Raw genomic sequence first — 6,418 nt, 5'->3', positions numbered from 1 at the left:
GAATAATTCTCATTCAACAATGTTTCTATTATGTATCTTTGCTCTTGTGTAATTTGGTTCATACTTTGCAATTTTTGGTCAAGGAGCAAGTAGAGTAAAATTTACCATTCAGCTAAAGAGGAAAAGAATTAATTTTCTTTTCTCTTTTCTAAAAAAAATCATCAAAACCGCAACTTCCAAATGTTGTATTTATTAATTGAATCTAAGTATAATTTTACTAGTTTATATGAGTATAATAAAAACTGATTAGTCTAGTTCTTTTTTTTCATTATAAAAACTTACTTTTGTGCTGTTTTTAAATTAAACTATAATTATTATGTCAGATACAATAGAAAGAATAAAATGCCTCATCATAGGTTCTGGGCCAGCGGGCTATACTGCGGCTATATATGCTGCTAGAGCAAACATGAAACCAGTTTTATATCAAGGAATGCAACCTGGAGGACAATTAACTACAACTAATGAAGTAGAAAACTGGCCAGGTAATCCTGAAGGAATTACTGGCCCTGAAATGATGATTGGATTACAAGCTCAAGCAGAGCGTTTTGGTACTGATGTACGTGATGGATGGGCTACCAAAGTAGATTTTTCTGGTGGTGTTCATAGGGTATGGATCAACGATCAAATCGAACTACATTGCGAAAGTGTAATAATTTCAACTGGAGCTTCTGCAAAATATTTAGGATTATCATCAGAACAACATTATTTGCAAATGGGTGGGGGTGTTTCTGCATGTGCTGTTTGTGATGGATTTTTTTATAGAAATCAAGAAGTGGTTATTGTAGGAGCAGGAGATTCAGCTTGTGAAGAAGCGCATTACTTGTCTAAATTATGTAAAAAAGTAACGATGTTAGTTCGTAGCGAAAAATTTAGAGCTTCTAAAATCATGGAAGAACGTGTACGTAAAACTGAAAATATTACGATCTTAATGAATCATGATACCGTTGAAGTATTAGGAGACGGACAAGTGGTAACTGGAGTTAGAGCTCTGAATAAAACGACTGCTGAAACTTTTGATATTGAAGCTACAGGATTTTTTGTTGCTATTGGGCATAAACCTAATACTGATATCTTTAAAGATTTCCTTAATCTTGATGAAACGGGTTATATCATTGGTATTCCTGGTACTTCAAAAACAAATGTTGAAGGTGTATTTGTAGCAGGTGATGCTGCAGATCATGTATACCGACAAGCAATTACTGCTGCAGGTACAGGTTGTATGGCTGCGTTAGATGCTGAAAGATATTTGGCTGCTAAAGAGTAATTCCTTTTGTTATATAAAAAAATTCCCAATTCATTTCGGTATAAATTGGGAATTTTTTTGTCTAATGAATTTGTTTAAGATAATAAAAACGCATTATTTTGTTTTTTTAAATAACTTGACTTCATCTGTAAAGTTGATGATTTCTATTTTTGGGCTTCCTAATAATTGAATTTCAGATTTGCCGTTAGCACTTATTGAGATAGTAGTTTCTGCATTGACACTACAGTTGGAATAGCTTTCTGCAATCAAATTAATATTTTTACAACTGAATTTTTTACCTGTAAAATTTCCATTATTGTCCAATCTTATTTTTGCATTGGTAGTGTTTCCTTCAATTTCAGCAACCGATTTTTGGTAGAGGTCACAAGTGAAGTTATTTGTTTTTACTAAGGATTTCAAGGTAGAGGTTTGACTTAGAATTACTTTTCCTTTTTCGGATTTTAAGTTTAATTCTGTTTTTGACTCGTCATTTGCTTCAAGTATAAAATTTTTGGTATTGACATTAAGAAAAAGTTTAGCCTCATTAAATGCTTTTACTTTCAGTGTGTCCAATTGTAATTCTTGTAGTGCATTTATCATTGATTCATTTCTGGCAATTACTTGTTCTAAAATATTGGTATAGGTTAGGTAGATGGTAAGTTTTTTGAAACGATAAGCATCTTTTGTAGTACTCAAGTATAATATGCTATCCTTTACTGTCGTTGAAATGATATCGTGTAGGTTATCGTCGGCTTCAATTTTCAAAGTCGGATTTTCTCCTTTTTCAAGGTAGATTTCAAGGTTGTCACTTACTTCTAAGCTTTTGTAAGCAGATAAGTTATCTAGCTTTGTAGTGACTGCTTTTGATCCTTTGACTCTTTCTTTTTTTTGTGCGAAACCCATGCTAGTGCACAAGAGTAGTAGGAATATGGTAACTGCCTTTTTCATTGTGATTTTAAATGTTAATTTATACAAATATAAAAAATCATCTGCTTTGGACTGATGATTTTTACATTAATTAGTAGATATGTTTTAATCAATTTCGATACTTGCATCAGAGCTTATTTTTTATCCAACTTTTAAGTGCTTTTGCTTAGGTAGTTCTACTAGCACTAGAAATGGTTGCTTGTAATGCTATCATAGGGTTTACTGTAAATGAGGATTCGCTTGCCGATTCTGTAATAATCATATTTACTAGCCCGTTTTTTGCTCTATCTCGTTCGAATTTGATATTGTATGTACGTTCTAAGGTTATTCCGCTCATGGTAATCTTACTTGTGCTAGCGGTAATATAATTAATTTAGCTGTATTTATTTTTTAAGTTTATTGAAAGTGGTAATCGAGTAAATTAGGCCAATAGCGTTGCTTTTAATTGTTTTGTATTTGCTGTTCGATGCTGCGTTCGAAGAGTGTAATTTATTATCATGGATCATTTACACGTATTTTTTGGATGTATTATCTTCAAGTGAGTAGTACAGTTCTTTACTTTGGTGGTGATTGATTCTTGAATAGTATCATCTGCTTGTACTATGACTTGAAATTTATCTGTTTATTCAATCATAACATTAATTCTTGTAAATTTTTTTTAATTACCCTTTCTTCGTGGTGATTGTATTGCTGCCAGTAATCGTATTTAGGTTGCTCAGTATTTTACAATATTATGAGAAGTAAACATAGAAAAGAGGCATAGCTTTCGTGATGAATTAGTATTAATTTTTTATTTTGTTTTTATTATAATTCCATCACTATTTATGCGAAGTTCGTCACTATTTCTTTTTGAATTTGTTAGGGTATCCTTATGTATAGTAATACCGTCTTTATTAATAGTAATAGATTTGATATCCTCTTTATTTTGTTTAGAATCATAAAAGTCGTCATCCTCTTCGTCGAAGTTATTTGGACAATCTAGGCATTTTACTTTCGATTCAAAAACTTTATAAATATAGGTGTCAGAATCATAGTTAAGGTCAAAAAAAGTATCGTTGGAGTGATTGTAATCTTGAGCACTTGCATCAACCTTGAATAAAGTATTTGTTGGGAGATACACCGTGATTTTAATTTCTTGGTCTCTAAATTTGTTTTTTATGTTTGTAATTAAATAATTATCTAATATCAGTTGATTGTTTTTTATAGAATAATGGTATCGAATTTGTTCAGCTCGTAGTTTAGCATCCGATAAGGAACTTCCTCTCGCTTCTTTTTCTATTTGTAGGTAAGCTGTTTTAGCATCAGTACTTTCAATTCGAAAGCGAACTTGATTCGAATAAATAATATCTTTACCTATGCTGTCTTGCGATACTTTGAAGTCAGTTTTATCCTCTATACTTTTAGCGTAATCAAGATTATGTATGAATTTAATTTTTAATGTATCAGTTAGATTCAAATGAAGTTCTTGTTTTGTTACTACTCTACCATCAAAAGAAAAAGCAGATGCTTGCTTAAGTCCTATCGAAATTAGTACTGCAATTGCGATAATCCATACTGCCAAAAGAATATATTTTGTAATTGATCCTATCGATTTAAAATTTGGAGATACTAGTTTGAAACCGAGCAATATTACAAAGAAATTTGGAATAGCAATTGCTATAAAGAACAATGCGCTAAATGCCCAAATTGGATAATCAGTAAAATTACCAGACGCTATAAATTGATGAAACGGAAAATCACTAAAATGGACTGTTCCCAAAGTCAAAGCACCAATCAAAAATATAATGATCATGGCTAGTCCGGAAACAATCAAAATGATCCCGATAAACTTGGCTATAAATTTGAAGATAGTGATCAATAAATCACTAAAATTATTTCCTATTTTATTAGCACTGCTTTTAAACTGATTGCCATATTTATCATAATCAACATTTTTGAACTTGTTGGTAACGGTATCAAATTCTTCTCTGACTTTTTTTTCGATGTTCGAAATATTCACAGGTTCTCCTTTCATCTCTAGTTTTTCGGAGGTTGTCTGTGCTTCAGGCATTACGATCCATAAGACTAAGTAAGCTATAATTCCAGTTCCAAAACCACCAACTACTAGTAAAACAAGTATAACACGAATCCAAACAGTATCAATTCCAAAGTAGTACCCAAGCCCAGAAGCTATACCACCCAGCTTTCCTCCATCTTTATCACGGTATAGTTTTTTACTACTTGAATAGGAGGAGCTGTAGTTGTTTGAATTGGGTTGATTATTATCCTCAATTATGTAATCCTCAGGTTGTCCCATAACAGTAATAATCTCGTCAACCTCTTTTAAACCTACGACTTGTTTGTTGCTAGTTTGTTTGGCAGTGAACAATTCAGCTACGCGCATTTCAATATCTTTGATGATTTCGTCTTGCTCAGAACTATTGTTCAAAGAACGTTTGATGGCATCAAAATAGCGCGTTAATTTCAAATAAGCATCTTCATCGATATGAAATATTAATCCGCCTAGGTTTATGTTTACAGTTTTATTCATGATGCAGTGTTTTTATTGGTAATTAGCGTTACGGCGTCTGATAATTCGGTCCAGGTGCCATTTAATTCATTCAAAAATTTTTGTCCTTCTTCAGTTAAGCCATAGTATTTTCTAGGCGGTCCTGAGGTTGATTCTTCCCAGCGGTAGCTTAGCAAACCATCATTTTTTAATCGGGTAAGCAAAGGGTAAATTGTTCCTTCGACTACTAATAATTTGGCGTTTTTTAAGGTGTCAAGTATTTCAGATGTGTAGGCATCTTTTTCTTTTAAAACAGATAAGATGCAAAATTCGAGAACACCTTTTCGCATCTGTGCTTTTGTGTTTTCTATATTCATGTTTATTTTATTTTAGTGGTCATTGTCGTTTCTCTATCTCCTTTTTTAAATATAATTTGGACAGAAAGGATAAATTAGCTTACTAGTTCTCCTTATCATTTCAAAAATGAAATACTAAGTGGATACTTAATCGCTTCGCCATTTGAAGCCTTTAGAGTTCCATATAAGATGTATACAAATTCGACTACTTTTAATGAAGCCAGAATTAAGAGTGCTAGAATTGCTACTGTAATAATGTTGATGTTGTGACCGATATCAAGATTTTGTAGTATCAATTCATGATTCTCTACTACGGCAACAAGGTTTATGTTGTTGAAAATCGAAAAGAGTACAATAGGAATGATAACTAAAAGGAGCACAATAGTGTAAAGTAAAATACTAAACTGAAAATTAAGAACTTGTTTCCCATTATTATCTATAAAAGTAGACTCCTTTTTATTATAATTCCATAATAATAATGGAAGGATTAAGTTTCCTAAAGGTATTATGTATTGTCCTAAAGCACTTAGGTGAGTAATAGCGGCAATATTATTTTCTTTTCTTGTTTGCATGTTTTTGTTTATATAGATGAATAACTAATCTAGTTGTTTCTTATGCAAATATATATCTAAAAGAAGGTATCTTGTTTTGCATAGTACTAATATTTAACACAAAGTTAACATGTAAAAAATTGATATGTATGCGTAGTATTTTTTTGTATTTTAGCATAAAAACTACAGATAATGAAACTTACTCCCTCAAAACTCAACACCTTTCTGTTTTTTAAATTGCCTTCTGCGTTTATTAGTGGAGTGCGTGTAAAGGAAATAGATTTGCAACAATGCGTTGTTACGGTAAAACATCGTTGGATTAATCAAAATCCTTTTAAATCAATGTATTTTGCAACCCAAGCAATGGCGGCAGAGTTGACTACTGGGGCATTGGTTATGAATCATATTAAAGGAAGTGGAAAGAAAATTTCGATGCTTGTAGCTCAAAACAAGGCTGTTTTTACAAAAAAAGCAATGGGTAGAATAACATTTGTTTGCATTGATGGTTATAAAATTGCCGATGCTTTGGAGAAAACGATCAAAACAGGTGAGGGGCAAAGTTTCTGGATGAAATCGATTGGGACAGATGAAAATGGCGTGCAGGTTTCAGAAATGGAATTTGAATGGAGTATTCGATTAAAAGCAAAATAACATAAAAAATGTCTATATAAAAAAACGTCCCGAACTTCGAGACGTTTTTGATTTTAATAGTGTTATAACTTCTTGGCACAACAAGTTTTCTTTTCTTCTTTTTTTATTTTTGTAGTAGCATCGCAAGTTTTACCTTCTGGGTTACATTTGGTTTTGCATACTTCAACTTTTTTTGCAGTCATCGCATTTGTACAGTCTACTT

Annotated in this window: 7 protein-coding genes; 2 read left to right on the top strand and 5 right to left on the bottom strand. The window is 32.0% G+C overall.

The window, feature by feature from the left end:
* Positions 1–316: 316 nt before the first annotated feature.
* Entirely contained in the window at positions 317–1,264 is a 948-nt protein-coding gene (gene trxB, locus M2326_RS09030) for a thioredoxin-disulfide reductase (protein WP_264619240.1), read from the top strand.
* A gap of 93 nt (positions 1,265–1,357) precedes the next feature.
* On the opposite strand, the gene M2326_RS09025 is transcribed toward trxB, so the two are convergent.
* From M2326_RS09025 to M2326_RS09005, 5 genes are all read right to left on the bottom strand, one after another.
* Positions 1,358–2,191: a DUF2807 domain-containing protein gene (locus M2326_RS09025; RefSeq protein WP_264619239.1), complete on the bottom strand. Its 834-nt coding sequence runs from the start codon at positions 2,189–2,191 to the stop codon at positions 1,358–1,360.
* Between the two features lie 145 nt (positions 2,192–2,336).
* Positions 2,337–2,507: a hypothetical protein gene (locus tag M2326_RS09020; protein ID WP_264619238.1), complete on the bottom strand. Its 171-nt coding sequence runs from the start codon at positions 2,505–2,507 to the stop codon at positions 2,337–2,339.
* A gap of 453 nt (positions 2,508–2,960) precedes the next feature.
* Entirely contained in the window at positions 2,961–4,700 is a 1,740-nt protein-coding gene (locus M2326_RS09015) for a PspC domain-containing protein (RefSeq protein WP_264619237.1), read from the bottom strand.
* Positions 4,697–5,035, bottom strand: a complete 339-nt coding sequence (locus M2326_RS09010; RefSeq protein ID WP_264619236.1) for a PadR family transcriptional regulator — start codon at positions 5,033–5,035, stop codon at positions 4,697–4,699. The genes M2326_RS09015 and M2326_RS09010 overlap by 4 nt, the downstream gene beginning before the upstream one ends.
* A gap of 95 nt (positions 5,036–5,130) precedes the next feature.
* Positions 5,131–5,586, bottom strand: coding sequence for a DUF4870 domain-containing protein (locus M2326_RS09005; RefSeq protein ID WP_264619235.1), 456 nt, complete (start codon positions 5,584–5,586; stop codon positions 5,131–5,133).
* Positions 5,587–5,757: 171 nt separating this feature from the next.
* Here M2326_RS09005 and M2326_RS09000 point away from each other — a divergent pair, with 171 nt between their 5' ends.
* Positions 5,758–6,216, top strand: coding sequence for a DUF4442 domain-containing protein (locus M2326_RS09000; RefSeq protein ID WP_264619234.1), 459 nt, complete (start codon positions 5,758–5,760; stop codon positions 6,214–6,216).
* The last annotated feature ends 202 nt before the right edge of the window (positions 6,217–6,418 follow it).

Origin of the sequence: Flavobacterium psychraerolatum (assembly GCF_025960985.1) — a bacterium.
In the GTDB taxonomy this organism is placed as follows: Bacteria; Bacteroidota; Bacteroidia; order Flavobacteriales; family Flavobacteriaceae; genus Flavobacterium.
The sequence above is the reverse complement of the archived record's forward strand: the minus strand, read 5'-3'. Positions and strand labels throughout refer to the sequence as shown.